Annotated in this window: 20 protein-coding genes and 1 tRNA gene; 5 read left to right on the forward strand and 16 right to left on the reverse strand. The window is 72.6% G+C overall.

What is annotated here, in order from left to right; all coding sequences use genetic code 11:
* The first annotated feature begins 74 nt into the window (after positions 1–74).
* On the forward strand, positions 75–545 hold the full coding sequence (locus ITJ48_RS10725) for a DUF4307 domain-containing protein (RefSeq protein ID WP_194613673.1): 471 nt from the start codon (positions 75–77) through the stop codon (positions 543–545).
* Between the two features lie 136 nt (positions 546–681).
* Positions 682–1,176: a transcription elongation factor GreA gene (gene greA / locus ITJ48_RS10730; RefSeq protein WP_133738483.1), complete on the forward strand. Its 495-nt coding sequence runs from the start codon at positions 682–684 to the stop codon at positions 1,174–1,176.
* A gap of 110 nt (positions 1,177–1,286) precedes the next feature.
* Here greA and ilvA read toward each other — a convergent pair whose 3' ends face one another.
* Both ilvA and ITJ48_RS10740 read right to left on the reverse strand, forming a co-directional pair.
* Positions 1,287–2,525: a threonine ammonia-lyase gene (ilvA, locus tag ITJ48_RS10735; RefSeq protein WP_123548066.1), complete on the reverse strand. Its 1,239-nt coding sequence runs from the start codon at positions 2,523–2,525 to the stop codon at positions 1,287–1,289.
* On the reverse strand, positions 2,518–3,696 hold the full coding sequence (locus ITJ48_RS10740; RefSeq protein ID WP_194613674.1) for an AI-2E family transporter: 1,179 nt from the start codon (positions 3,694–3,696) through the stop codon (positions 2,518–2,520). Before ITJ48_RS10740 ends, ilvA begins: the two co-directional genes overlap by 8 nt.
* 116 nt (positions 3,697–3,812) lie before the next feature.
* Here ITJ48_RS10740 and ITJ48_RS10745 point away from each other — a divergent pair, with 116 nt between their 5' ends.
* Positions 3,813–5,105 carry a DNA glycosylase AlkZ-like family protein gene (locus ITJ48_RS10745; protein ID WP_194613675.1) on the forward strand — a complete coding sequence of 431 codons (1,293 nt, stop codon included), beginning with the start codon at positions 3,813–3,815 and terminating at the stop codon, positions 5,103–5,105.
* On the opposite strand, the gene ITJ48_RS10750 is transcribed toward ITJ48_RS10745, so the two are convergent.
* Together ITJ48_RS10750 and ITJ48_RS10755 are read right to left on the reverse strand one after the other, a co-directional pair.
* A complete protein-coding gene (locus ITJ48_RS10750) occupies positions 5,102–6,010 on the reverse strand; it encodes a M48 family metalloprotease (RefSeq protein ID WP_123548063.1) in 909 nt (302 codons plus the stop codon). The two genes, ITJ48_RS10745 and ITJ48_RS10750, sit on opposite strands and share 4 nt — an antisense overlap.
* A gap of 27 nt (positions 6,011–6,037) precedes the next feature.
* Positions 6,038–6,619, reverse strand: coding sequence for a LemA family protein (locus ITJ48_RS10755; RefSeq protein ID WP_197980644.1), 582 nt, complete (start codon positions 6,617–6,619; stop codon positions 6,038–6,040).
* 239 nt (positions 6,620–6,858) lie between these two features.
* On the opposite strand from ITJ48_RS10755, the gene ITJ48_RS10760 reads away from it, so the two are divergent.
* Positions 6,859–9,105 carry a hypothetical protein gene (locus ITJ48_RS10760; protein ID WP_194613676.1) on the forward strand — a complete coding sequence of 749 codons (2,247 nt, stop codon included), beginning with the start codon at positions 6,859–6,861 and terminating at the stop codon, positions 9,103–9,105.
* 275 nt (positions 9,106–9,380) lie between these two features.
* Here ITJ48_RS10760 and ITJ48_RS10765 read toward each other — a convergent pair.
* From ITJ48_RS10765 to ITJ48_RS10820, 12 genes are all read right to left on the reverse strand, one after another.
* Positions 9,381–9,454, reverse strand: a tRNA-Leu gene (locus tag ITJ48_RS10765).
* A gap of 118 nt (positions 9,455–9,572) precedes the next feature.
* Positions 9,573–11,129, reverse strand: a complete 1,557-nt coding sequence (locus ITJ48_RS10770) for an FAD-dependent oxidoreductase (protein WP_194614424.1) — start codon at positions 11,127–11,129, stop codon at positions 9,573–9,575.
* A 40-nt stretch (positions 11,130–11,169) separates the two neighbouring features.
* A complete protein-coding gene (locus tag ITJ48_RS10775) occupies positions 11,170–12,444 on the reverse strand; it encodes a S8 family serine peptidase (RefSeq protein WP_194613677.1) in 1,275 nt (424 codons plus the stop codon).
* 5 nt (positions 12,445–12,449) lie between these two features.
* Positions 12,450–13,064, reverse strand: coding sequence for a DUF501 domain-containing protein (locus ITJ48_RS10780; RefSeq protein WP_194613678.1), 615 nt, complete (start codon positions 13,062–13,064; stop codon positions 12,450–12,452).
* Positions 13,061–13,597 (reverse strand): septum formation initiator family protein, encoded by a 537-nt coding sequence (locus ITJ48_RS10785; RefSeq protein WP_194613679.1) that lies wholly within the window; start codon positions 13,595–13,597, stop codon positions 13,061–13,063. Before ITJ48_RS10785 ends, ITJ48_RS10780 begins: the two co-directional genes overlap by 4 nt.
* Before the next feature lie 132 nt (positions 13,598–13,729).
* Positions 13,730–15,010, reverse strand: coding sequence for a phosphopyruvate hydratase (gene eno, locus ITJ48_RS10790; RefSeq protein WP_194613680.1), 1,281 nt, complete (start codon positions 15,008–15,010; stop codon positions 13,730–13,732).
* A gap of 88 nt (positions 15,011–15,098) precedes the next feature.
* Positions 15,099–16,343, reverse strand: coding sequence for a histidine--tRNA ligase (gene hisS, locus ITJ48_RS10795; RefSeq protein WP_194613681.1), 1,245 nt, complete (start codon positions 16,341–16,343; stop codon positions 15,099–15,101).
* A gap of 598 nt (positions 16,344–16,941) precedes the next feature.
* Positions 16,942–17,655 carry a MazG nucleotide pyrophosphohydrolase domain-containing protein gene (locus tag ITJ48_RS10800; RefSeq protein ID WP_194613682.1) on the reverse strand — a complete coding sequence of 238 codons (714 nt, stop codon included), beginning with the start codon at positions 17,653–17,655 and terminating at the stop codon, positions 16,942–16,944.
* A gap of 64 nt (positions 17,656–17,719) precedes the next feature.
* Positions 17,720–21,370, reverse strand: a complete 3,651-nt coding sequence (gene mfd, locus ITJ48_RS10805; protein WP_194613683.1) for a transcription-repair coupling factor — start codon at positions 21,368–21,370, stop codon at positions 17,720–17,722.
* Between the two features lie 96 nt (positions 21,371–21,466).
* Complete coding sequence (gene pth / locus ITJ48_RS10810; RefSeq protein ID WP_192041073.1) at positions 21,467–22,054, reverse strand: aminoacyl-tRNA hydrolase; 588 nt, start codon at positions 22,052–22,054, stop codon at positions 21,467–21,469.
* Positions 22,055–22,150: 96 nt separating this feature from the next.
* Positions 22,151–22,786 carry a 50S ribosomal protein L25/general stress protein Ctc gene (locus tag ITJ48_RS10815; protein ID WP_192041072.1) on the reverse strand — a complete coding sequence of 212 codons (636 nt, stop codon included), beginning with the start codon at positions 22,784–22,786 and terminating at the stop codon, positions 22,151–22,153.
* A 215-nt stretch (positions 22,787–23,001) separates the two neighbouring features.
* Complete coding sequence (locus tag ITJ48_RS10820) at positions 23,002–23,523, reverse strand: gluconokinase (protein ID WP_370544884.1); 522 nt, start codon at positions 23,521–23,523, stop codon at positions 23,002–23,004.
* A 220-nt stretch (positions 23,524–23,743) separates the two neighbouring features.
* On the opposite strand from ITJ48_RS10820, the gene gndA reads away from it, so the two are divergent.
* The gene (gene gndA / locus ITJ48_RS10825) at positions 23,744–25,147 is read left to right on the forward strand and encodes an NADP-dependent phosphogluconate dehydrogenase (protein WP_370544965.1); all 1,404 of its coding nucleotides are present in this window, start codon (positions 23,744–23,746) and stop codon (positions 25,145–25,147) included.
* Positions 25,148–25,177 lie beyond the last annotated feature (30 nt).

The raw sequence follows: 25,177 nt of genomic DNA on the forward strand, positions 1-25,177 counted from the left end.
TCCTCGCAATTCGTGCAGGGCAGACGTTGCTACCCTCGTGACAAGGATAATCGGACGGAGTCCCCGTGGCGTCCATGCCCCCCGCACCATCGCCGGCCGCTGCGCCCGAGCAGCCCGTCGGCGGCGCCTCCGACGGCCGACCCGACGGCGAGACGGCCAGGCTCGACGCCCGCTACGGGCGCAGCAGCGGCACCCGTCGTCGCGGGCGCTGGATCGCCGTCGCGGTCGCCGCCTCCTTCGTCGTGGTCTTCGCCGCGTGGGTCGTCTTCGCCGCCTTCGACGGCGACGGCGCGAAGCTCGAGAGCACCGACGTGGGCTACACCGTGCTCGACGACCGCGCGGTCGACGTGCAGTACACGATCAGCACGCCGCCGGGTTCCGAGGTCAGCTGCGCCGTCCAGGCGCAGAACCAGAAGTTCAGCATCGTGGGCTGGAAGGTCGTCCACCTGCCGGCCTCGAGCACGTACTCCACCACCTACACGACCTCCCTCGCGACCAGCGAACGCGCCGTGACAGGCTTGATCTACGAGTGCTGGCTTCCGTAGACTGCGCTGACACCCACGAGACCGGCCACTCGGCCGGTCTCCTTTTTTCGGTGGGCGTGCCCCGACCGGGCGCGCGGCTCCCGCTCCCGCGGACAGGGCCGCCGCACCAGCAGGCCGCCGCACGGACGGAGACACCATGAGCCAAGACAACGACGCCACCACCTGGCTGACGCCCGACGCCCGCGACCGCCTCCAGGCCGAGCTCGAGACGCTGAGCGGCGAGGGCCGAGCCGAGATCGTGGGCCGCATCGAGGCCGCCCGCGAGGAGGGCGACCTCAAGGAGAACGGCGGATACCACGCCGCGAAGGACGAGCAGGGCAAGATCGAGGCGCGCATCCGCACCCTCATCAACCTGCTCAAGCACGCGACGGTCGGCGAGTCCACCGCCGCCGACGGCATCGTCGGCCCCGGCACCGTCGTGACCGCGACGATCGCCGGCGACCCCAGCACGTTCCTGCTCGGCAACCGCGAGATCATCGCGCCCGGCAGCGACCTCTCGGTCTACAGCGAGACGAGCCCGCTCGGCCAGGCGATCAACGGGGTCAAGGTCGGCACGACGACCAGCTACACCGCCCCCAACGGCAAGGAGATCACGGTCGCGGTCACCGCGGTCGAGACCTACGTCCCCTGATCGACGCAGTCCCTGAGCCACACGGTCCCTGATCTCGGGACCGACCACGACGGAGGCCCCTGCTCACCCGAGCAGGGGCCTCCGTCGTGCCCGGGGCGGCCTGTGGCGGCCTAGAAGTCGACGTTCGGCGTGAAGCCGGCCTCGCGGAGGCGGCGCAGGACGTCCTCGACGTGGTCCGGTCCGCGGGTCTCGACGCTGAGCTCGAGCTCGACCTCGCTGATCTGCAGGCCCCGCTGGTGGCGCGTGTGCAGCACCTCGACGACGTTCGCGTTGGCGTCGGACAGGATCTGCGAGACCCGGGTCAGCTGCCCGGGCCGGTCGGGCAGCCCGACGCGCAGCTTGAGGTAGCGCTCGGCGGCGGCGAGCCCGCGGCTGATGACCCGCTCCATCATGAGCGGGTCGATGTTGCCCCCGCTGAGGACGATGACGGTCGTGCCGAGGTCGCGCACCTGCTCGGTCATCACCGCGGCGACGCCCACGGCGCCGGCCGCCTCGACGACGAGCTTGGCCCGCTCGAGCAGCACCAGCATCGCCCGGGCCGTGTCGTCGTCGCCGACCGTGACGACCTGGTCGACGGTCTGGCGCACGATCTCGAAGTTGAGCACCCCGGGACGGGCGACCGCGATGCCGTCGGCGATGGTCGGCAGGGCCGTGATGTCGGTGCGGACGCCGCTCGCCATCGACACGGCGTAGGGAGCCGCGTTGGCCGCCTGCACGCCGATGACGCGGACCGAGCGTCCGGTCCGCGCGGTCTGCTGCGCCACCGCGCTCGCCACGCCGGCGATCAGGCCGCCGCCGCCGATGGGCACGATGATCGTGTCGACGTCGGGCACCTGCTCGAGGATCTCGAGGCCGAGGGTGCCCTGGCCCGCGACGACGTCGGGGTGGTCGAACGGCGGGATGAGGGCCGCGCCGGTGCTCGCGGCGAACTCGGCGGCCGCGCGCAGCGCCTGCTCGACGTCGTGGCCGCTGAGCACGACGTCGGCGCCGTACTCCCTGGTCGCCTGCAGCTTGGGCAGGGCGACCCCGACGGGCATGAAGATCGTCGCGGCGATGCCCAGCTCGCGGGCGGCGAAGGCGACGCCCTGGGCGTGGTTGCCGGCCGACGCCGCGACGACGCCCCGCGACTTCTCCTCGTCGGTCAGCTGCGTCAGGCGGTTGTAGGCGCCCCGGATCTTGTACGAACCGGTGCGCTGCAGGTTCTCGCACTTGAGGTGCACCGGCGACCCGAGCAGCTCGGCGAGGAACCGCGAGCTCTCCATCGGCGTGACGCGGGCGACGCGCGAGACACGCTCGCGCGCCTCCTCGATCTCGAGCAGCGTGGGACCGGCGATCGTGAGGTCAGACATCCGTGGCCTTTCCGGGCGAGGTGACGTCGGCGGACGTCGGTCGGGGGGTCGTGCGCCACGAGCCCCTCGCGACGTAGCCGATCATGACGTTGAGGACGGCGATGACGGGCACCGCGAAGAGCGCTCCGGGGATGCCGGCGAGGAGGGCGCCGGCCGCCACGGCGAAGACGACGGCGAGGGGGTGCACCTTGACGGCGCTGCCCATGACGAAGGGCTGCAGGAGGTGCCCCTCGATCTGCTGGACGAGGATCACGACCGCGAGCATCAGCAGCGCGACGACCCAGCCGTTGTAGACGAGCGCGATCACGACCGCGATCGCCCCGGTGGCGACGGCGCCCACGACGGGCACGAACGACCCGAGGAACACGGCGATGGCGATGGGCGCGACCAGGGGCAGCCCGAGCAGCAGCGCCCCGAGCCCGATGCCGACGGCGTCGACGAAGGCCACGAAGATCTGCACCTTGACGAAGTTCGTCAGCGTCAGCCAGCCGGCCCGGCCCGCGCCGTCGACGGCCTCGCGCGCGGCACGCGGGAACAGCCTGACCACCCAGCGCCAGATCTCGCCGCCGCCGACGAGCAGGAAGATCGTCGTGAAGAGCATCAGCACGAGCCCTGCGCCGACGTGGCCCGCCGTCGAGCCGATCGACAGGGCGCCCCGCAGCAGGGGCTGGCTGTCCTGCTGGAGCGCCGCGACCGCGTCGTTCACGTAGCCGTTCAGCTGCCCCTCGGTGAGGTGGAGGGGCGACGCGAGCAGGAAGTCCTTGAGCTCGCCGTAGGAGGCGACGGACCTGTCGCGCAGCATCGGCCAGCCGTCCACGATCTGCAGCACGACGAGGGTGAAGAGCCCCGCGACGACGACCAGGAAGCCGACGAGGCTCACGACGACCGCGACCCACTTCGGCCAGCGGTGCCGCTGCAGCCACCCCGAGAAGGGGACGAGGAGGGCAGAGACGAGCAGGGCGACCAGGAACGGGATGACGATGATGCGGAGCTGGATGACCAGCCAGACGAACACGGCCACGACCGCCACCACGAGCAGGACGCGCCAGGACCACGCGCCGGCGATGACCATGCCGCGGGGCACCGACGGGTCGGGCGCCCACCCCGAGGGGGCGCTCGGGTCGGTCACCTTCTCGGCCGCTCCCCGCGGGAGCCTGCTGCGGCGCATCATGCGCTCAGTGTAGGGCTGGCCCGGTGGTGATCCGCCCCGTCGTCCATGCCCCGCTCGGCATGCGTCGAGGAGGCGCGGACCGGCCCGACGTCGGAGGTCACGGCTAGCCTCGCACCGTGCCCCGTGACCGCCTCTCACCTGCCCTCGCCCGCCGTGTCGCCCTGGCGGCGCAGGGCCTCGGCCGACCGACCGCGGCCCCGGGTTCGACGTCCGTGGGCACCCGCCAGCTCACCGGTCTCGTCGACCGGCTGGGCCTGCTGCAGATCGACTCGGTGAACGTCTTCGAGCGCAGCCACCACCTCCCCGTCTTCGCCCGGCTGGGCCAGTACGACCGCGACGCGCTCGACCGGCTGGTGTTCGCGCCTCGCGGCCGGTTCGTCGAGTACTGGGCGCACGAGGCGGCCATCCTGCCGGTCGCGACCTGGCCGCTCATGCGCTGGCGGATGCGCTACCACGACGGCCGCTGGCGGGCCGACGAGGGTTCCTGGCTCTCGACGAAGCCGGAGATGGCCCGCTGGCTGCTCGACGAGATCCGCGAGAAGGGCCCGCTGCCCGCGAGCCTGGTCGAGCACGACGCCGACCTGTTCCCGTCGCCGACCCGCACCGGCCCCTGGTGGGGCTGGGGCGACGTGAAGCGCGGGCTCGAGGCGCTCTTCCGCGTGGGCTCGCTCGTGAGCGCCGGTCGTCGCCGCTTCGAGCGCGTCTACGCGCTGCCCGACCAGGTCCTGCCCGACGCCGTCCTCGGCGTCGAGGTCGACCGTGCCGACGCGCACCGTCAGCTGGTCGCCCACGCGGCCCGCGCCTCCGGCGTCGCGACCGCGTCCGACCTCGCCGACTACTGGCGGCTGAAGGCGGTCGACGTGGTGCCCGCACTCCGCGAGCTGCACGACGCCGGCGTCGTCCGGCCGGTGACGGTCGACGGGTGGACGTCCCCTGCGTGGCTGCACGCCGAGGCACGGTTGCCCCGCCGGCTCGACGCCGACGCCCTGTTGTCGCCGTTCGACCCCGTCGTGTGGCACCGCCCCCGGGCCGAGCGCCTCTTCGGGTTCCGCTACCGCATCGAGATCTACACGCCCCAGGCGAAGCGGGTGCACGGCTACTACGTGCTGCCCGTGCTGCAGGACGACCAGCTCGTCGCCCGCGTCGACCTCAAGAGCGACCGGCAGGCGGGCGTCCTCCGTGTGCAGGCGTCGTGGCGCGAGCGTGACCTGCCCGTCGACGTCGAGCGCCTCGCGGCGCTGCTCGGCCGGGCCGCCGCCTGGCAGGGGCTCGACGGGGTCGAGGTCGTGCCCCGGGGCGACCTCGCCGCCGCGCTCGGGTCCGCCGTCGAGGCCTCGGGCTCGGTCGCCGGCTCAGGGTCGGGCTCGGTCGCTGGCGCCGGCTCCGGCTCCGGCGCGGTCCTCGACTAGAAGCGCGTCGCGTTCTCGCGCAGCCGGGCCACCCGGTCGGCGAGCGGGGGGTGCGTGCTGAAGAGGCGGTCCATGACGCCCGGCTTCATCGGGTCGCTGATCCACAGGTGCGACATCGAGGTGCTCTGCTGCTGCATGGGGCGACCGTAGGCGCCGAGCTTCTCGAGCGCGCTGGCCAGCCCCTCGGGGTGGCGGGTGGTGAGCGCCCCGGTGGCGTCGGCGAGGTACTCGCGCTGACGGGACACCGCCGCCTGGACGCCCGCGGCGGCGAGGGGCGCGATGATCATCGCGACGAGCCCGAGCACCAGGAACACGGGGTTCGAGCCGCCGCCGCCACCGTTCCCGTTGTTGTTGTTCCGGCCTCCGGTGAGCGCACTGAGGAACGACATGCGCATCAGGACGTCGGCCAGGAACCCCACGGCCACGACCAGGCCGAAGACCATGGTCGAGACGCGGATGTCGTAGTTCTTGACGTGGCCCATCTCGTGGGCCATGACGCCCTGCAGCTCGGCGTCGTCCATCAGCGCGAGCAGGCCCGTGGTGGCCGCCACGACCGCGTGCTCCGGGTCACGCCCGGTCGCGAAGGCGTTGGGGGCAGGGTCGACGACGACGTACACCTTCGGCATCGGCATGCCCATGGTGATCGACAGGTTCTCGACCGTGCGCCAGAGGCGCGGTGCCGTCGTGGCGTCGACCTCCTGCGCGCCGCTCATCGAGAGGGCCTGGCGACCGGCCGCGAAGTACTGGATCAGCGCGTAGACCGCGGCGCCGACGAGGACGACGAACCCGATGGAGGGGCTGTTCCAGAGGGCGGACGCGGCGAAGCCGAGCGCGCCCACGATGAGCAGGAAGATCAGGACGATGAAGACCGTGTTGCGCTTGTTCCGCGCGATGGCCGAGTACATGGCAGGAGCCCTGGCGGAGGCGCGGCGCTAGAACTGGACGCGCGGCGGCTCGGCGATGGCCGAGGGCTCGGCCACCTCGAAGAAGTCGCGCTCGGTGAAGCCGAGGCGCTTCACGAAGAGGGTGTTCGGGAACGTGCGCGTCTTGGTGTTGAACTCCCGGACGCCGCCGTTGTAGAACCGGCGCGCGGCCTGGATCTTGTCCTCGGTGTCGACCAGTTCGGACTGCAGCTGCAGGAAGTTCTGGCTCGCCTGCAGCTGCGGGTAGGCCTCCGACACGGCGAAGATGCTCTTGAGCGCCGTCTGCATGTGGCCCTCGGCGGCGGACGCCTCTGCGGGCGTCTGCGCCCCCAGGGTCTCGGCCCGCGCCTCCGTGACGTTCTGGAACACCTTGGCCTCGTGCGACGCGTAGCCCTTGACCGACTCGATGATGTTCGGGATCAGGTCGGCCCGGCGCTTGAGCTGGATCGTGATGTCGCTCCACGCCTCGTCGACGCGGACCTTGAGCGTGACCAGGCTGTTGTAGGTCGACCAGAGGTAGATGCCGGCGATCACGACGAGCAGGACGATGATCCCGACGGCGACCAGGGTGGCGATGAGGGCCGGTTGCATGGGTGGTGACTCCTTGGGGATACGGCTCGGGTGGGCGCGTCGCGGTCGTCCTCGGGATGCCGGTCGAGGGTCACGTCGATGCGTGGGCCACTATAAATGCGGCGGATGGGGGCTCCCCGTGGACGGGGCGTCTTTCGGGGGGAACTCTCGACATCACCTGTCGGGTGCCGGGCCGTCGTCGCGAACTGGTCCGCGCGACCGATTGACAGGTGCTCACGCACCGTGCTGAATGGGGAGCAGTGCTCGACACCACGACCTCCCCCTCGCCGCGTCCCGCCTCCGTCGCCGGACGCGCGGTCGACGCGCGCCGACGCACCCGACGGGCTCGGCTCGCGTGGCTGCTCGTCCTGGGGACCGTGCTGGCCGGGCTCGCCGTGGCGGGCGGGCCGGTCGGACCCGTGGAGGCGGCGGGGGCCCCCACGCAGACGCCCTCGCCCCAGCTCGGGTCGCCGACCCCGACTCCCGGCCCGACGCCCGTCGCCCCGACGGTCGGGCCGGTGGCCGACAGCCCGACGGGCTCCGTCACGGCCTCCGGCGACGCGACCCCCGGGGCCCGGGTCAAGGTCGCGCTCACGAGCAACGGCACCTACCGCGACCTCTGTGCGTCCGTGGCCACGACCTCGAGCGGCTCCTGGACCTGCACGGCGACCGTCCCGAGCGGCGCGGGCTGGACCGTCGTCGTCACCGACCTCGACCACACCGACGTCGATCCCGTGACCTCCGCCTCCTTCTCTGTCCTCACCGCACCGACCGTCGGCTCCGGCCTGCTCGTCGGCGCCAAGCTCGGCGGCACCGCGTTCCCCGGTGCCGTGGTCACCGTGACCTCGGGCTCGGGGGCCACCGCCACGGCGACCGCCTCGGCCGACGGCGGCTGGGTCGCCGTGCTGCCCGCGGCGGGCTTCCCCTCCGGCCGCCACGACGTGCGGGCCGTGCAGTCGTCGTCGGCCGTGCCCGCCATCCCCGTCTCGGCCTCCTCGCGGCCGTCGAGCGTCACCGTCGACCGCGACGCCCCCGCGGCGCCGGTCGTGACGAACCCCACGTCCGGCCAGCGCGTCGCGGCCCTGCCCCTCGCCGTCTCCGGCACGGGCGAGGCCGGGGCCCTCGCGACGGTCTACGTCGACAGCACGCCGGTCTGTCAGGCCACCGTCTCGGGCGGCGGGACCTGGTCGTGCAGCGCCGGGGGCAGCGAGCTCGCCGACGGCGACCGGCTGGTCCAGGCCGCCCTCGTCGACCCGGCCGGGAACTTCGGGCCGCCGAGCGCCGCCGTGCGGGTCACGATGAGCGCTGGGGCAGCCGCCCCGGCCGCGCCGGGTGCCACGGCGACGCCGCGACCCGGTGCGACGGCGACGCCCTCCCCCGGTGCGGTGCCGCCCTCGACCGCTCCCCCCGGACCGTCCGACGGAGGGTCGACGGCCGCGCCTCCTCCGACCGGACCCGGCGGCGAAGGAGGAGCCGGCACGTCGCCCGGCGCCGGCCAGGGAACGCAGACCGGCACCTGGGCGACCGCGACGACGTTCGGCGCCGGCCTGCCCACGCTCGCCCAGACGCTCGGCGGCCCGGTCTGGCCGCTCGGCGCTGCGCTGGCGCTGCTGTTCCTCGTCCTGGTCGCGGGGCCCTCACGGCTCGCGGCGGCCGCCGCCCGCGGCCGGCTCCGTCCCCGCACAGCCCGTCTGACCGGTCGCAACCGGTCGTCCGAGCTGCCCACCTCGTTCAACCGGGGCACCGTCGACCCCCGCGTCGCTGCCGGCCTCGCCCTGGCAGGAGGCGCCGCCGCCATCGCCGTCGCCGCGGGCGTCGACGGACAGGTGCAGTACGCGCGTCTCCTCGCGGGGATCGTGCTGGGGCTCGTCGTGCTGAACGGCCTCGTGGTCGTCCTCCCCGCGGTGCTCGTCACCCGGCGCCTCGGCCTCGCCGTCCGCGTCCGGATGTCGCCCGGCCTGCTGCTGGCCGCGGTGGTCGCCTGCGGCGCCACACGGGTCTTCTCGCTCGATCCCGCGCTCGTGCTCGGCGTGCTGCTCGTCGGGACCCTGGGCACCGTCCACCACCACGGCGAGCACGCCGTCGGTGCCGGACGCAGCCCGGACGGGCGCGACCGCGGCATCGCCGCGGCGGTCCAGCTCGCCGCGACCGTCGTCGTCCCCGCTGCGGCCTGGGTGCTGCACGGCCTCGTCGACGCACCGGGCGCCTGGCCGCAGCTCGGCCGGGAGTCCCTCGCCACGGTCTGCCTCGCCGGCCTCGGCTCCCTCGTCGTCCAGCTGCTGCCGCTCGGCTCGATGCCGGGACGGCACGTGTGGGCGTGGTCCGCGGGCGTCTACGCGGTCCTGGCCGTGGTGGGGGTGTCCGTCGCGGCCGCCGTGTTCGTGGGCGCCCCCTCCTCGTCGTTCCCCCTGCCGGCGCTGCTGGTGGCGAGCCTGGTCGCCGCGCTGCTGGCGGTCGCCGCCTGGCTCTGGGCGACCTACGTGGAGCCGGCCCGCCGCTCGCTCTAGCCGCTCGTCCTCCTCCTCGGGCGCGGACGCGAACCGTCGCGAAGCGCTCCCCCGGAGGCGCGTGGCAGCCGTTCGTGACGGCTCACGCCCCCGAGAACGGGAGGAAGAGCTGGAGTGCCCCCGCAGGGACGACGCGCCAGCGTCGTCGGGCCGCGTCAGGGTTCGGATCCCGGAGGGGGCCGGAGCGGAGCGGAGTGCCCCCGCAGGGACGACGCGCCAGAGTCGTCGGGCCGCGTCAGGGTTCGGATCCCGGAGGTGGCCGGAGCGGAGCGGAGTGCCCCCGCAGGGATTCGAACCCTGACTGAAGCGATTTTAAGTCGCCTGCCTCTGACCGTTGGGCTACGAGGGCGTGCCCCCAGCCTACGATCCAGGTGACGACACGACGACGCCCGCCGCGCTGGGGTCAGCGGGCGGGCGTCACGAGAAGAAGTCGACTCAGTGGCAGGTCGACTCAGTGGCAGGTCGACTCAGTCGCTGGTCGACAGCGAGCCGCGCCCGGCTTCGGCGGGCACCGCAGCGTCGGCGTCGGCCTTCGCGGGCGTCTTCTTGGCCGCCGGCTTGCGGGCGGGAGCCTTGCGGGCAGGCTTCTCGGCCTCGCCCTCGGCGGGTGCGCCCTTCTCGTCGGCCGGGTTCGCGTAGGCCGGGCCGGGCTCGCCGGCGACCTTGCCGAGCTCGGGAGTGGCGGGAGCGGCCGGGGCGGCGGCCTCGGTCTTGGGGCGCGACGCGAACTCCTCGAAGGCGGCGCGGGGACGCTCGCGGTTGTCGAGCGAGACGATGTCGCGACCGAGCCAGAAGTTGTTCCACCAGCCGGTGGCGACGCGGAACTTGCGCTCGAACGAGGGCATCGCGAGGCCGTGGTAGCCGCGGTGCGCGGCCCAGGCGGGCAGGCCCTTGAGCACGAACTTGCCGCTCTGGAACACGCCGACGCCGACGCCGAGCCCGGCGACCGCGCCGAGGTTGTCGTGACGGTAGTCGGCGACGCCCTCGCCGCGCAGCGACGCGGTGATGTTCTTGGCGAGGTGCTTGCCCATCCGGACGGCGTGCTGCGCGTTGGGCACGCAGAAGCCGCCGACGCCCTTGCCGGTCAGGTCGGGCGTGGCCGCGACGTCGCCGCAGGCCCAGGCGTCGGGGACGATCGTCTCGCCGTCGACGACCCGGAGGTCGGCCTTGACGGTGATGCGACCCCTCTCTTCGAGCGGCAGGTCGGTGCTGCGCACCATCGGGTTGGCCATGACGCCGGCCGTCCAGACGATCAGGTCCGACTCGAACGACTCGCCCGTCGAGAGCTCGATGACGCCGCCGACGGCGGACTTCAGCTGCGTGTCGAGGTGCACCGTGGCGGCGCGCTCGGCGAGGTTCTTGAGCACCCAGTGGCTGGTCTCGAGCGACACCTCGGGCATGATGCGGCCCATGGCCTCGACGAGGTGGAAGTGCGTGTCGTCGATGGTGAGCTGCGGGTACTTCTTGAGCAGGTCGCTGGCGAAGCTGCGCAGCTCGGCGAACACCTCGATGCCGGCGAAGCCACCGCCGACGACCGTGACGGTCAGCAGACGGTCGCGTGCGGCACCGGCGGGCAGGTTCGCGGCCGCCGCGAAGTTGGTGAGGAGCTTGTCGCGGATCGCCGCCGCCTCCTCGATGGTCTTGAGGCCGATCGCCTCGTCGGCGACGCCCGGGATCGGGAACGTGCGCGACACGGCGCCGGCGGTCATGACCACCTGGTCGTAGTCGACCGTCCACGGGTCGCCGACCTCGGGCGTGATCGTCGCCGTCTTCGTGGCGTGGTCGACCTTGGTGACCTTGGCCGTGACGACGTTCGTCTTCTTCAGGTGACGACGCAGCGAGACGACCGCGTGACGCGGCTCGATGGAGCCGGCTGCCACCTCCGGGAGGAACGGCTGGTACGTCATGTACGGCAGCGGGTCGACGATCGTGACCTCCGCCTCCCCGGCGCGCAGCCACTTCTCGAGCTTCCAGGCTGTGTAGAAACCGGCGTAGCCGCCGCCGACGATCAGGATCTTGGGCACAGGGGTGAACTCCTCGAGGTGGTGGGGTGGCACGACGACTTTACTCCTGCTCGTGTCGTCGCCTGAACTGGCGGGCCGCGCCCGCCCCGACGGCGACGAGCGCCGCGCCGAAGACCGCGAAGACGATCAGCGGCAGCCCGGTCGAGCGCATCGACTCGACCGTCGGGAGCAGCGCACGGAGGGGGTGGTCGCCGTCGCTCTGCGGCGTCGGCACCGGCGCGGGCTCGACCGGGGCCACCGCACCGGCGCTCGGCGCGGGGGCGTCGGCTCGTCGGTGCACCCGGATCCACTCGGCGAGGTCGCCCATCGGGTTCGCCGCGACGGGCGCGACGGTGCGCTGGACGGCGGCGGCCGCGTCGACGAGGCCGTACCCGTAGAGCGGGTCGGGCTGCGAGGCGCCCCTCGGGTCGGCCGTCGAGACGACCCTGTTGATCACGTCGGCCGCGCCGAGCTCGGGGTGCGCGCTCCGCACGAGGGCGACCATTCCGGCGACCAGGGGCGTCGCGCCGCTGGTGCCGCTCCAGCTGTAGTGCACGTCGCCCGGGCCGACGCCGACGAGCTTCTCGCTGGGGGCCGAGACGCCGATGGTGATGCCCTGGCTGGAGGCGTCGAAGCTCGCCGCGCCCGACCGGTCGACGCCGGCGACGGTGAGGACGCCCGGCATCGTGGCGGGTGCGCCGACCTCGGTCGTGCCGCTGCCGCGGTTGCCGGCCGCCGCGACCACGACGACGTCCTCCTCCTGCGCGTGCAGGAACGCCTCGTCCCAGCTCGTGGGCCAGTCGAGGGTGTTGCGGGTCAGGGACATGTTGATCACGTCGGCGCCGTGGTCGACGGCCCAGGTGACGGCGTCGGCGATCTGCTGGTCGGAGTCGACCGCGCCGGCGCCGAAGCCCACCGAGATCGACAGGAGGTCGGCCTCGGGCGCGACGCCGATCACGCCGTCGCCGGTCGCCGTGCCGCGTCCCGCGAGCAGGGAGCCTACGAGGGTCCCGTGGGCAGGGTCGTCGGAGCCGACGGGGCTCTGGCCGTCGGCGGAGCCCTGCCCGGACATGTCCGTGCCCCCGACGACGGCCCCCTGCAGCTCGCGGACGGAGCCGTCGACGCCCGTGTCGATCACGGCGACCGTGACGCCCGCGCCGCGCGTCGTCTGCCATGCCTGCTGCACGCCGTAGTCGGACAGCCAGTACTGCGCGTCGCGGATGCTGTCGGCCGACGCCGCCCCGGCCGGCGCGAGCGCCAGGCCCGCGGCCGTCGCCACCACGAGCAGGCTCGTCGCCAGCGTCCTGGTCGCCGCGCGCCCCCCGGTGCGGCGCACCTGCGTCAGCCTGCCTCGGGCGGAGCGGAGGAGGCGGCGGTCACGCCGCCCGCACCGGTCGCCGCGCCCGGGCCGGTCCCGTCGGCCGCCGCCGCGCCGTCGCCGGCCTCGGCCAGGTAGTTGCCGCAGCGGCACACGTCGGGGCTCCAGCTCGAGCGCTCCACAGCGAGGTCGCCGAGGGGGTTGACGCCGGGACCCGCCGACAGGGCGTGCCCGGCGAGGGCGTGCAGGCACTTGACGCGCTCGGGCATGCCCCCGGCCGTCACGTGCGCGATCTCGGCCACGTGCTCGATGCCCTCGCGGTCGGCGAGGTAGGCGTCGTGGGCGTCGTGGTAGCGCCTCCTGAGATCGCCGTCCACGGCGAGCAGCTCGGTGAACTCGGCCATGACGCCGTTCGCCTCGAGGGTCGAGATCGCGGCGGTGGCCCCCGGATGGCACAGGTAGTACAGGGTCGGGAACGGCGTGCCGTCGCCGAGGCGCGGCTTCGTCGCGACCACGGTCGGGTTGCCGCAGACGCAGCGCGCGGGGATGCCGATCACGTCGCGGGCGGGGCGGCCGAGCATCGCGGTGACGAGCTGGACGTCGCGCTCGCTGACGGGCTCGAAGGGAGGGGTCGTCACGGGGTGCCGCCTGTCGTCGAGGACGGCAGGGGCGCGCCGCCGATGTCGGGCGCGACCAGCTCGGTCGCGGGTTCGTCGCTGAGGCCGGCGTCGATCACGGACGACATCATCGCGGCGACCCAGTCGACCTGGGGGGTCTGCAGCGTGTCGCTGATGGGCGCCTGCGTCGGCGCCGCCGCGTCGGCGTCCGCACCCATCACGAGGTAGCTGTACTCGCCGGGGTAGACGTAGAGCAGCCGGTCCCGGGCCTGGGCCTCGATGTACGCAGGGTCGCTCCACCGGGCGACGTCGCCCTGGAGGTCGTCGACGTCGTCGCGCTGGTCGCGGACGTCCTGCTGGAGGGACGCGATCTGCTGCTGCTGCTGGACCAGGGTGCGGAGCGACGGCGCGAGGACGACCACGAACAGCACGAGGATGACGAGCATCAGCAGGCTGAAGCCGGAGAAGCGGATGCTGCGGAGCCAGCCGCCCGCGGCGGTCTCGCGCGACGCGAAGGCGACGGGCACGCGTCGGGTCGGGGACTCACGGGGCATGCTCCCGAGGGTAGACGACCCGCGAGGGGGCAGGGTCACGGAACGCCGAGAGGCCCGCTCCCCAGGGGGAACGGGCCTCGGTGCGGGGACCACGTCGAGGACGTGGGCCCCGTCGGGCACAGCTCTGCGGCGCTACGCCGAGAAGCGCGGGAACGCCGAGTAGCCGGCGTAGCGGGCTGCGTCGCCCAGCTCCTCCTCGATGCGGAGCAGCTGGTTGTACTTCGCGACGCGCTCGCTGCGGGCGGGGGCGCCCGTCTTGATCTGGCCCGCGTCGGTCGCGACGGCGAGGTCGGCGATCGTCGTGTCCTCGGTCTCGCCGGAGCGGTGCGACAGCACGGTCGTGTAGCCGCTGCGCTGCGCGAGCGAGACGGCGTCGAGCGACTCGGTCAGCGTGCCGATCTGATTGACCTTGACGAGGATCGAGTTCGCGGCGCCGGCGGCGATGCCGCGGGCGAGGCGCTCGGGGTTCGTCACGAACAGGTCGTCGCCGACGATCTGCGTCTTCGAGCCGATCTCGCTCGTCAGGTGGGCCCAGCCCTCCCAGTCGTCCTCGTCGAGCGGGTCCTCGATGGTGACGAGCGGGTAGGCCGACACGAGGTCGGCGTAGTAGCCGGCGAGGAACGCGGAGTCGCGCTTCTCGCCCTCGAACGTGTACGAGCCGTCGGCGTAGAACTCGCTGGAGGCGACGTCGAGGCCGAGGGCGATGTCCTTGCCGGGGGTGAAGCCGGCCTTGGTGATCGCCTCGACCAGCAGGTCGAGCGCGGCACGGTTGCTGTCGAGGTTCGGGGCGAAGCCGCCCTCGTCGCCGAGGCCGGTCGACAGGCCCTTCGACTTCAGCTCGCTCTTGAGCGCATGGTAGGTCTCGGCGCCCCAGCGGAGGGCGTCCGCGAACGACGTCGCGCCGATCGGCAGGATCATGAACTCCTGGATGTCGACGTTGCTGTCGGCGTGCGAGCCGCCGTTGATGACGTTGAGCATCGGGACGGGCAGGGTGTGCGCGTTCGGGCCGCCCAGGTAGCGGAAGAGCGGCAGGTCGGCCGAGTCGGCGGCGGCACGGGCCACGGCGAGCGAGACGCCGAGGATGGCGTTCGCGCCGAGGCGCGACTTGTTCTCGGTGCCGTCGAGCTCGATCATGGCGGCGTCGACGAGGCGCTGGTCGGTCGCGTCCATGCCCTCGACCTCGGGGCCGATCTCGTCGATCACGGCGGCGACGGCCTTGAGGACGCCCTTGCCGAGGTAGCGGCTCGCGTCGCCGTCGCGCAGCTCGTAGGCCTCGAAGGCCCCGGTCGATGCGCCCGAGGGGACGGCCGCGCGCGACACGGTCCCGTCGTCGAGCAGGACCTCGACCTCGACCGTGGGGTTGCCCCGCGAGTCGAGGATCTCGCGTGCGCCTACTGCGTCGATTTCTGCCACGGATGAACTCCTTAGTCGTCGGTGTGCGTGCGGGGCACGCGGTCGTGTCGATCCTAGCCGCGCGGACCGACGCCGAGCGGGGCGGGGGTCAGCCCAGGGGCCGCACCTCGAGGTCGTCCGGGGATTCTCCCCCGCGCACCGCGACGAAGCGCCGGAACCCGGCCGCCGCGAGGGCGTCGAGCTGGCCCCCGACGTTCTTGGCGCGCTTCTGCAGCCGGACCCGCGCCTCCCCTCGGGACACCAGCGCCTTCTGCAGGGCGAGCAGCTCGACCGGTTCGACCGCCTTGTCGTAGAGGACGACGAGGCCGTCGTCGTCGGCGTCGTCGAGCTCGACCAGGTCGACGATCCGCTCGAAGCCGAGCGAGAACCCCGCGGCCGGCACGTCGGTGCCGAGGAACCGCCCGATCATGCCGTCGTAGCGACCGCCCCCGCCGAGCGAGTACGAGAAGTCGGGGTGAGCCACCTCGAAGATCGTGCCGGTGTAGTAGCCCATGCCCCGCACCAGGGTCGGGTCGAAGACCAGCCTCGCCTCGGGCAGCGCCGACCGGAGGGAGAGCAGGTCGCCGAAGGCCTCCTTGTCGAGCCACGCAGGAGGCGGGGAGGCGGTCGCCGACTCCCAGGTCGCGTCGCCGAGCTGGGCCAGCTGGTCGGCGATGCCGGGCGCCTCGACCCCGATCGACACGAGCTGGGCCGCGACGCCCTCGACGCCGATCTTGTCGAGCTTGTCGATCTCGAGGAGCGCACGGTCGTGCAGCTCGGCGGGCACGCCCCAGTGCGACAGCACCCCGAGGAGCACGCGACGGTCGTTGACCCTGATGGTGGTGCCGTCGAGGCCGAGGGCGGCCAGGACGGCGGTGGTGGCCGAGATCAGCTCGATCTCGGCGAGCTGGCCGGCCTCGCCCAGGATGTCGATGTCGCACTGGACGAACTGGCGGTAGCGCCCCTTCTGCGGCTTCTCGGCCCGCCAGACCGGCGCGATCTGCACGCTGCGGAAGACGGCCGGGAGCTCGGCTCGGTGCGAGGCGTAGAAGCGGGCCAGCGGCACCGTGAGGTCGAAGCGGAGGCCGAGGTCGGCGAGCTCGAGGGCGGACGAGGCCGCCCGCAGCGCCTCGTCGTCGAGGCCGCGTCGGAGCACCGCGAAGACCTGCTTCTCGTTGTCGCCCCCGAGGCCCGAGAAGAGGTACTCGCTCGACTCGACGACGGGAGTCTCGATCTCGTCGAAGCCGTGCGCCCGGTAGACGTCGCGGACCACGGAGAGGACCCGCTCACGGCGGCGCTTGTCGGCGGGCAGGAAGTCTCTCATCCCGCGCGGCGGGGTCACGTGTGACGGCATCCGACCATCATCCCAGAGCCGACGGCAGGCGGTCGCGTGCCCACCTTGCCCATATGTGACATGGCATGTACTGTCGAGGCGTCGGCGGAGCGAATCGGGTTGCGCACCGCCGACCTGGCGCCCGCCTTCCCTGCGGTGGGGCGTCGCGACGGACCGGGCGTGCCGCCCGGTCCGTCATCCCGTCGTCAGTGCCGCGCGAGGCCGTCGTCAGCACCGCGCGAGGCCGTCGAGCTCGGCGCGGGCCGTCGCCTCGACGTCGGACGCAGGCGTACCGGACAGCGACAGAGGCGATCTGCCTGCCCGCGGGGCTTCGTCACCGAGACCGTCCCCGTCGGTTGACATGTCACCCGACAGGGGCTACATTCGAGGGATCGCCACGGTGCTCGCTCTGGTCTGATCCCCGGAAGCACGAGCGCCCTGGCGATGGTGTGGTCTGTCGTCGATTCGTCGCGAGACGCCCGCGTCTTCCCAGGCGCGTGGGCCTCCCGTCCCGACCTGACCACGCGCGGGCGCCTCCCTGTTCGGGTCAGGGAGGCGCCCCCTCTCCGCCGGGTCCGACGGGTCCGACGGGTCAGTCGGGTCCGACCGGTCAGTCGGGTCAGTCGTCGTCGTGACGTGGCTCCACGGCCCGCAACAGGGCCTCGCGCTCCCGTACCGCTCGGCGCAGGGCGCGCTCGGCGTCGATGCCGTCCCGGCCGGCTCTGTCCACGACGTCGAGCAGGTCACGCCCCCAGGCGAGCTCGGCATCGGCGGCGGCGTCAGCACCGGCTTCGTCGTCAGCCTCGGCGTCGGCATCCGCAGCTCGCCCGATCGCCTGAGGGGCCCCGGCGGCGACGCGTCTGCCCTCCAGCTTCTGGGCCCGGGACAGCGCGGGCAGCCCGCGGGGCACGCCGTCGTACGCGCTCGACCGGCTCGCCTTCTCGACGGCCTTCGCGGCGTTCCAGAGGCGGACGATGTCGTCCACGTCGGCCGCGGCCTCGCCGCCGAACACGTGCGGGTGCCGACGCACGGTCTTCAGCCGGACGTCGCGCACGACGTCGGCCAGGTCGAAGGCGCCGTCGGAGCCGCGGGCCGCGATCGCCGCGTGCAGGACCACCTGGTACAGCACGTCGCCGAGCTCCTCGCGACGATCGTCGACCGTGCCGTCCTCGATCGCCTCGACCAGCTCCGCGCACTCCTCCACCAGGTATGTGACGAGCGACTCGTGCGTCTGTGAGCGGTTCCACTCGCAGCCGCCCTGGTCGGCGAGCAGGGCCTCGACCACGCCGGAGAGCTCTCTGACCTCGGCCTCGAGTCCTGTGTCGTCGTGCACCGCTCCTCCTCGTCTGACCGCCGGGGTCGTCGTGGACGGGCGGCCGGGAGGGCCGCCCGTCAGGTCAGGCCGTGGGGGCGACGCCGTCGACGGCGGGCCGCGGCACGTCCGCGCCGTAGATCGAGGTCATCAGCTGCTCGACCCAGAGGATGAGCTCGGCGTCGACCAGCCCCTCCCCGTGCCGCACCGGCAGGGGGACGCTGACCGAGTTCGTCTGGCCGAACCACCGCGCGCCCGGGTAGAGGCGCTGCAGGCGCACCTGCATGCTGTCCGCCAGGTCGGCGCCGGCGACGCGCAGGTTGCTGCCCATGACGACGACCTCGCTGAGCCCGGCCTTCTGTGCCGCTCGCCGGAGGCGGGAGACCTCGATCAGCGCGAGCACCGAGGCGGGCGGAGTCCCGTAGCGGTCGGTGAGCTCGTCGAGCACCGAGTCGATCTGGTCGTCGCTCGAGGTCGGGGCGCTGGCCGTCGACAGCTTCTGGTACGCCTCGAGCCGGAGGCGCTCGCTCTCGACGTACTCGTCGGGGATGTGGGCATCGACGGGCAGCTCGAGACGCAGCTCGGTCTGGCCCTCGGCCACGTCGCCGCGGAACGCGCCCACCGCCTCGCCGATCATCCGGAGGTAGAGGTCGAAGCCGACGCCCGCGATGTGGCCCGACTGCTCACCGCCGAGCAGGTTGCCCGCACCGCGGATCTCCAGGTCCTTCAAGGCCACCTGCATGCCGGCGCCGAGCTCGTTGTTGGCGGCGATCGTCTCCAGCCTGTCCTGCGCGGTCTCGCTCAGGGGCTTGTCCGGGTCGTAGAGGAAGTAGGCGTAGCCGCGCTCACGGCCGCGACCGACCCGGCCGCGGAGCTGGTGCAGCTGGCTGAGGCCGTACTTGTCGGCCCGATCGATGATCAGGGTGTTCGCGTTGGCGATGTCGAGGCCGGTCTCGATGATCGTCGTCGAGACGAGCACGTCGAACTTGCGCTCCCAGAAGTCGACCATGACCTGCTCGAGGGTGGACTCGGCCATCTGGCCGTGCGCCACCGCGACCCGCGCCTCCGGCACGAGCTCGGCGATCTCGGCGGCGACGCGGTTGATGCTCGAGACGCGGTTGTGCACGTAGAAGACCTGGCCCTCGCGCAGCAGCTCTCGTCTGATCGCCGCGGCCTTCTGCCGTTCGCCCTCGGGCCCCACGAAGGTGAGGATCGGGTGCCGGTCCTCCGGAGGCGTCGCGAGGGTCGACATCTCGCGGATGCCGGTCACGGCCATCTCGAGCGACCGGGGGATGGGCGTCGCGGACATGGCGAGGATGTCGACGTTGGTCTTGAGCTTCTTCAGGGCGTCCTTGTGCTCGACGCCGAACCGCTGCTCCTCGTCGATGATCACCAGCCCCACGTCCTTGTAGGCGATGCCCTCGCTGAGGAGGCGGTGGGTGCCGATGACCATGTCGACCGTGCCGTCGCCGAGCCCCTTGATGGTCTCCTTGCTCTCCTTGGCGGACTGGAACCGGCTGAGGCTGCGGAGGTGGACGGGGAAGCCCGCGAAGCGCTCGCTGAACGTGTCGAAGTGCTGCTTGACGAGCAACGTCGTCGGCACGAGCATGACGACCTGCTTGCCGTCCTGGATCGCCTTGAACGCGGCGCGCACGGCCACCTCGGTCTTGCCGTAGCCCACGTCGCCCGAGAGCAGGCGGTCCATGGGGATCGGCCGTTCCATGTCGGCCTTGATCTCGTCGATCGTCGTGAGCTGGTCGGGCGTCTCGGCGAACGGGAACGCCTCCTCGAGCTCGCGCTGCCACGGGGTGTCGGGCGGGAACGCGTGCCCCTTCGACGCCATCCGCGCCGAGTACAGCTTGACGAGCTCGACCGCGATGTCGCGGACGGCCCGGCGGGCCTTGCTCTTCGCCGATGCCCAGTCGCTGCCGCCCATCTTGCTGAGCGACGGCGCCTCGCCGCCGACGTAGCGGCTGAGCAGGTCGAGCTGGTCGGTGGGCACGTACAGCTTGTCGCCGGGATAGCCGCGCTTGGACGGCGCGTACTCGAGCACGAGGTACTCGCGGCTGTTCTTGACGGCGTTGCGGCCGCCGGACGAGACCTCGCGGCTGGTCAGCTCGAGGAACTTGCCGATGCCGTGGGTCTGGTGCACGACCACGTCGCCCGGCTTCAGCTGGAGGGGGTCGACGACGTTCTTGCGACGGCTCGCCAGCTTCTTGACCTGGCGGGAGTCGTAGTTCGCCGATCGTCCGTAGAAGTCGCTCTCGCCGAGGACGGCGATCTTGGCGGACGGCAGCTCGAAGCCGGCCTCGACTCCCCCGGCGACGAGGTGCACGACGCCCTGCTCGAGCTCGTCGGGCAGCGCGTCGACGAGGCGCGCGGCGACGCCCTGCTCGGACAGCACGTCGCGGGCACGCTCGACGAGCCCGGTGCCCCGTGCCGTGACGACGACGCTCCAGCCGTCCTGCACGCGGCCGACGACGTGGTCGAGCGCGCCCTCGGCGTGCCCGCTGAAGCTCGGCACGGGTGCGGCCTCGACACGGACGTAGTCGCCTGCGGCCTGAGCCGCCTCGTCGTCGGTGAGCACCTCACCCGAGTCGAAGCCGCTGAACGTGAACCACGCGCGGCCGCCGGCCGCCGCCCGCAGGTCGCGGAGCGCGAGGAAGTCGCCGGCGTCGAGGTCGATCGGGGCGGCGGCCCCGGCGGTCGCGGCGTTCCACGCCGCGGACAGGAACTCGCGGTTCGTCTCGGCGAGGCTCTTGGCCCGCGACTGCACGCGCTCGGGCGAGAGCACGGCGACGGAGGCGCCCGCCGGCAGGTAGTGCGTGAGGGGGACGAGACGGTCGACCAGCGCCGGCGCCAGCGACTCCATCCCCTCGACCGGGATCCCCTCGGCGATCTTGGCGAGCATCTGGGCGAGGCCCGGGAACTCGTGCTGCATCTCGCGAGCACGCTGGCGCACGGGCGCGGTGAGCAGCATCTCGCGGCTCGGCGGCAGCTCGACCGTGCTCACGACGCCCTCGAGGCTGCGCTGGTCGGCCACCGAGAAGGTACGGAGCTGATCGACCTCGTCGCCGAAGAAGTCGACGCGCACGGGGTGCTCGGCCGTCGGCGGGAACACGTCGAGGATGCCGCCGCGCACCGCGAACTCGCCGCGCCGGGTGACCATGTCCACGCGCGCGTACGCGAGGTCGACGAGCCGCAGGGCGATCGCGGAGAGGTCGTGGCCCCGGTCGCCGATGGTCAGGACGACCGGGTCGATGTCGGCGAGGTTGTCGGAGACGGGCTGCAGGGCCGCACGGACGCCGGCGACCACGACGAGCGGACGCACGCCCGCGGAGGCCTCGCGGCTCGAACCCGCGGCGGCAGCGGCGGTCGCGGCCTCTGCCTCGGCGGACCAGGCGGCGAGGCGACGGAGCGCGTGGATGCGCTTGCCGACGGTCTCGGCGCTCGGGCTGAGACGCTCGTGCGGCAGCGTCTCCCACGCGGGGAACTCGATGACCTCAGCGCCGGGCACGTAGCTGGCGAGGGACAGGCGGACGGCCTCGGACTCGCGACCGGTGGCGGTGACCACGAGCATGGCCTGGGGCCCGGCGCGCCTGGCGAGCAGCCCCGCGAGGAGCGGCACGCGCAGGCCGTCGACCACCGAGAAGTCGGTGCTGCGATCAGCCCGGTCGAGGGCGGAGGAGTACGTGGAGGCGCGCGAGAGCGCCTTGATCAAGCCCGCGAGTATCACCCGACAAGGCTACTCGGCACAGCCGACAGTGCGCCGGTCAGCGGTGCCCTGCCCGGGTGGGGCTGAGCAGCAGGTCGCGGGCGAGCAGGGCCCCGGTCAGGCCTTCGCGGTGTGGAACTTGAGCTGCGCCGCGGTGAGGCCGTCGGCGACGATCATCTCGACCGCGTCGGCGGCGTCGGCGAGCAGCAGCGGGAGCTCCTTGCGCTCGGTCGACGAGAAGGCCTTGAGCACGTAGTCGGCGGCGGGCTGCCTGCCGGGCGGTCGACCGATGCCGACGCGCACGCGGAGGAACTCGTTCGACCCGGTGGCGGCGATGATGTCGCGCAGCCCGTTGTGGCCGCCGTGGCCCCCGCCCTGCTTGAGCTTGATCGAGTCGAAGTCGATGTCGAGCTCGTCGTGCACGACGATCAGCCGCGACACGTCGAGGTCGTAGTACTTCAGCAGCGCGGCCACGGGCCCGCCCGACAGGTTCATGAAGCTGCGGGGGGCGGCGAGCACGAAGCGGGGGCCGCCCGGCTGGGGGCGGCCCTCCGCGACGCTCGCGTTGGTGCGGTGGCTCTTGAAGCTCGCCGACAGGCGGTGCGCCAGCTCGGCGAGCACCATCTGTCCGACGTTGTGCCGGGTGCCTGCGTAGTCGGGCCCGGGGTTGCCGAGCCCGACCACGAGCCACTGCGAGTCGTCCACGGGATGGTCCTCCTCGGGAGACACGCGGGGCTGTCAGGCGGTCGGAGTCGCGGACGACGCCGTGGTGCGGTGGTGCTGGTGGTGCTGCGACCGGTGTTACTCGGAGCGCTCTTCGTCCTCGATCGAGGGCACGTCGCCCTCGGCCTCGGCGGCCTCGCCCGACTCGTCGTCGACGGCGTCGGTGGTGAGGTCGAGCTGCGGGACGGAGACGCTCGTGATGAGCACCTCGGCGTCGGTGACGAGAGAGGCGCCCTCGGGGAGGACGACGTCGGAGGCGTGCACCTGCGCGCCGTCCTCGAGGCCCTCGATCGAGACGACGACCGACTGCGGGATCGCGGTGGCCGAGACCTCGAGCGTGATGGCGTTGAGCTCGACGACGTGGATCGTGCCGGGAGCGGACTCGCCCTCGATGTGCACGGGCACGTCGACCTCGACCTTCTCGCCCTGGCGGACGACGATGAGGTCGATGTGCTCGATGACCTGCTTCACCGGGTCGCGCTGGATGTCCTTGACGAGGGCGAGCTGCTTCGTGCCCTCGATGTCGAGCGTGATCAGCGCGTTCGAGCGACGCGTGATGAGCATCGTCTCGTGGCCGGGCAGGGTGACGTGCTGGGGGTCGGTGCCGTGGCCGTAGATGACCGCGGGGATCTGGTCCTTCGCGCGGATCTTGCGGGCCGCGCCCTTGCCGAAGCTGGTGCGGACGAGGGCGGACAGGGTGTTGTCGTCAGCCATGGTGGTCTCCTTCTCTTCGGGCCTCGCGGCCCGGGGGTTGTGTGGTCGATGTCAACTCGAACGCAGATCGCGTGAGGAGGGACCTCGCAGCCGTGGGGACGATGTCACGAGACCGAGTGCCTGCCTACCGCGTCGATAACGGGTGCCGGAGCACCCCTCGCCGAAGTCGACCCCCACGTTACAGGCCACCCGGGCGTGTCGCCAACCCGCGGACGTCAGCGCTCGTCGAGACGGGCCAGCGCCTCCGCGACTATCTCGTCGGGACCCGCGGACACGTCGACGCCGAAGCCGGGCTCGTCGTCGCCGAGCGGCTCGAGGGTCGCGAACTGCGACTCCATCAGCCCGGGCGGCATGAAGTGCCCCTTGCGCGCCTTCTGCCGCTCGGCGACGAGCTCGCGCACGCCGGTCAGGTGCACGAACCGGAGGCGCGGGTCGCCGCCGCGGAGCACGTCCCGGTAGCTGCGCTTCAGCGCCGAGCAGGCGACGACCACGCCGTCCTCCCCCGCGTCGCGGATGCGCTGCGCGACGATCTCGAGCCAGGGGGCGCGGTCGTCGTCGTCGAGCGCGTGGCCAGCGGCCATCTTGTCGCGGTTGGCCTGCGGGTGGAGGTCGTCGGCGTCGACGAAGGGGACGCCCGCGGTGCGGGCCAGGAGCTCCCCGACCGTGGACTTGCCGGAGCCGGACACCCCCATCACGACGACGGGCGGGATCGGGGCGGGCAGCGGTGTCTCAGGCACGGGGACCTCTCGGTGTCGGGGACGGCGGCGTCCGGACCAGCGTAGACGCGCCTCCTCGTGTCGTCCGCGCCCCGGAGGGCACTGACGGTGCCTGTCAGGGGCGCAGGACGGAGGAATAGTGTGCGGGGGTCATCGACCGCAAGGAGGCACCGTGACCGACCACGGAGAACAGTCCACCCCCACCGCCCAGGCGAACATCGGAGTCGTCGGCCTGGCCGTCATGGGATCGAACCTGGCCCGCAACCTCGCCAGCCGCGAGGGCAACACCGTCGCCGTCTACAACCGCTCCCCCGGGCGCACGGACACCCTGATGGACGAGCACGGCGACGCCGGCTTCGTCGCCTCCAAGTCGATCGAGGACTTCGCCGCGTCGCTGCAGAAGCCGCGCACCGCGATCATCATGGTCCAGGCCGGCAAGGGCACCGACGCCGTCATCGACCAGCTCGCCGACCTCTTCGAGGAGGGCGACATCATCGTCGACGGCGGCAACGCGAACTTCCAGGACACGAGGAGGCGCGAGGCAGCCCTCAAGGAGCGCGGCCTCAACTTCGTCGGCGCCGGCATCTCCGGGGGCGAGGAGGGTGCCCTCAAGGGCCCGTCGATCATGCCCGGCGGCTCGAAGGAGGCGTACGAGACCCTCGGCCCGATCCTCGCGTCGATCGCCGCGGTCGCGGAGGGCGAGCCGTGCGTCACGCACATCGGCTCCGACGGCGCCGGCCACTTCGTCAAGATGATCCACAACGGCATCGAGTACGCCGACATGCAGCTCATCGCCGAGTCGTACGACCTGCTCCGCCGCGTCGGTGGCCACGAGCCGGCCGACATCGCCGCCGTGTTCGAGGAGTGGAACAAGGGGGAGCTGGAGTCGTACCTGATCGAGATCACCGCCGAGGTGCTGCGCCAGGTCGACGCCAAGACCGGCGGACCGCTGGTCGACTCGATCGTCGACGCGGCCGGCTCGAAGGGCACCGGCGTCTGGACCGTGCAGAACAGCGTCGGCCTGGGCGTGCCCGTCGGCGGCATCGCCGAGGCCGTCTTCGCCCGGGCCGTCTCGTCGAAGCCCGACCAGCGCGCCGCGGTGCAGGCGACCCTGCAGGGTCGACCCGAGGTGCAGGAGGCGGGCGACGGCTTCGAGGACGACGTGCAGAAGGCGCTCTACGCCTCGAAGATCGTGGCCTACGCCCAGGGCTTCGACGCCATCATCGCGGGCGCGCTCGAGTACGACTGGGACATCGACAAGGGCGCCGTGGCGAAGATCTGGCGCGGCGGCTGCATCATCCGCGCGCAGTTCCTCAACCGCATCGTCGAGGCGTACGAGAAGGACAGCACCATCGCGACGCTGCTCGAGGACGACTACTTCGCCGCCGCCGTCCGCGACGGCGAGCAGGCCTGGCGCCGCATCGTCGCCAAGGCGGCCCTGTCGGGCATCCCCGTGCCCGGGTTCGCGTCGGCGCTGTCGTACTACGACTCGCTCGCGTCGGAGCGCCTCCCCGCCGCCCTCATCCAGGGCCAGCGTGACTTCTTCGGCGCACACACCTACGAGCGGGTCGGCGAGGACGGCGTGTTCCACACGCTGTGGTCGGGAGACCGCTCGGAGATCGAGACGGAGCCGTCGACGCACTGACGCGGCCGCGACTCGACGGCGGGTCGCAGG

The sequence above is a fragment of the Frigoribacterium sp. VKM Ac-2530 genome, assembly GCF_015350835.1.
Taxonomy (GTDB): domain Bacteria; phylum Actinomycetota; class Actinomycetes; order Actinomycetales; family Microbacteriaceae; genus Frigoribacterium.

Bases quoted from the DNA above. Each gene is read 5' to 3' on its own strand.
- ilvA (WP_123548066.1), bottom strand. From the start codon at position 2,525: ATGTCTGACCTCACGATCGCCGGTCCCACGCTGCTCGAGATCGAGGAG.
- greA (WP_133738483.1), top strand. From the start codon at position 682: ATGAGCCAAGACAACGACGCCACCACCTGGCTGACGCCCGACGCCCGC.
- ITJ48_RS10750 (WP_123548063.1), bottom strand. From the start codon at position 6,010: ATGTACTCGGCCATCGCGCGGAACAAGCGCAACACGGTCTTCATCGTC.
- ITJ48_RS10785 (WP_194613679.1), bottom strand. From the start codon at position 13,597: ATGCCCCGTGAGTCCCCGACCCGACGCGTGCCCGTCGCCTTCGCGTCG.
- ITJ48_RS10755 (WP_197980644.1), bottom strand. From the start codon at position 6,619: ATGCAACCGGCCCTCATCGCCACCCTGGTCGCCGTCGGGATCATCGTC.
- ITJ48_RS10815 (WP_192041072.1), bottom strand. From the start codon at position 22,786: ATGGCTGACGACAACACCCTGTCCGCCCTCGTCCGCACCAGCTTCGGC.
- ITJ48_RS10740 (WP_194613674.1), bottom strand. From the start codon at position 3,696: ATGATGCGCCGCAGCAGGCTCCCGCGGGGAGCGGCCGAGAAGGTGACC.
- ITJ48_RS10725 (WP_194613673.1), top strand. From the start codon at position 75: ATGCCCCCCGCACCATCGCCGGCCGCTGCGCCCGAGCAGCCCGTCGGC.
- hisS (WP_194613681.1), bottom strand. From the start codon at position 16,343: ATGCCGTCACACGTGACCCCGCCGCGCGGGATGAGAGACTTCCTGCCC.
- gndA (WP_370544965.1), top strand. From the start codon at position 23,744: ATGGGATCGAACCTGGCCCGCAACCTCGCCAGCCGCGAGGGCAACACC.